Source organism: Plantibacter sp. CFBP 13570 (genome assembly GCF_014841395.1).
Classification (GTDB): domain Bacteria; phylum Actinomycetota; class Actinomycetes; order Actinomycetales; family Microbacteriaceae; genus Plantibacter; species Plantibacter auratus.
Genome location: NZ_JACYTW010000141.1, coordinates 1 through 699 on the forward strand (window position 1 = coordinate 1; position 699 = coordinate 699).

The window sequence follows — 699 nt, forward strand, 5'->3', positions numbered from 1 at the left end:
GGTCGAGCAGCTGGCGGTCCCCGTCGTCCGCGCCGTGCACGACGATGCGACGCACGCGCTGGGCCTGCCGCCGGTGGTCGCGGACGTCGTCCTCGGCAACTGCATGGGGCCTGGCGGCAACCCGGCCCGCGTCGCCGCACTCGGTGCCGGCCTCGGCTTCGACGTTCCAGGGCTCACCGTCGATCGGCAGTGCGGCAGCGGCCTCGCGGCGATCATCGAGGCGTCCATGGCGATCAGCGCCGGCGACCATCGGCCACGGATCGCCGGCGGGGTCGAGAGCGCGTCGACCGCGCCGACTCGTTCCGTCGACGGCGTCGCCTACGCACGCGCTCCGTTCGCACCGGCGGGTTGGCACGACCCCGACATGACCCGCGCCGCCGAGGACCTCGCCGAGCACGACGGGATCTCCCGCGAACGCCAGGACGCCTACGCGGCGCGGAGCACGCACCGTGCGGCGAGCGCCGTCGCCGCCGGGCGGTTCACCGACGAGCTCGTCCCGCTGGTCGGGGCGGTGGAGCAGGACGAGGTGCCGCGCAGCGGGATCGAGCGTCTGCTCCCCCGGTTCACGCCGCTCTTCACCGACGGCTCTCTCACCGCGGGCAACACCTGCCGGGTGAGCGACGGAGCCGCCGCCGTGCTCGTCGTGCCCGGCGGACCCGCCCACGGGAGCGCGACGCCCGGTCTCGCCGTCCGGGAGCA

At 75.7% G+C, this 699-nt stretch carries 1 pseudogene; it reads left to right on the forward strand.

The window, feature by feature from the left end:
• A pseudogene (locus tag IFT89_RS19910) lies at nt 1-699 on the forward strand (acetyl-CoA C-acyltransferase); the annotation flags it as partial.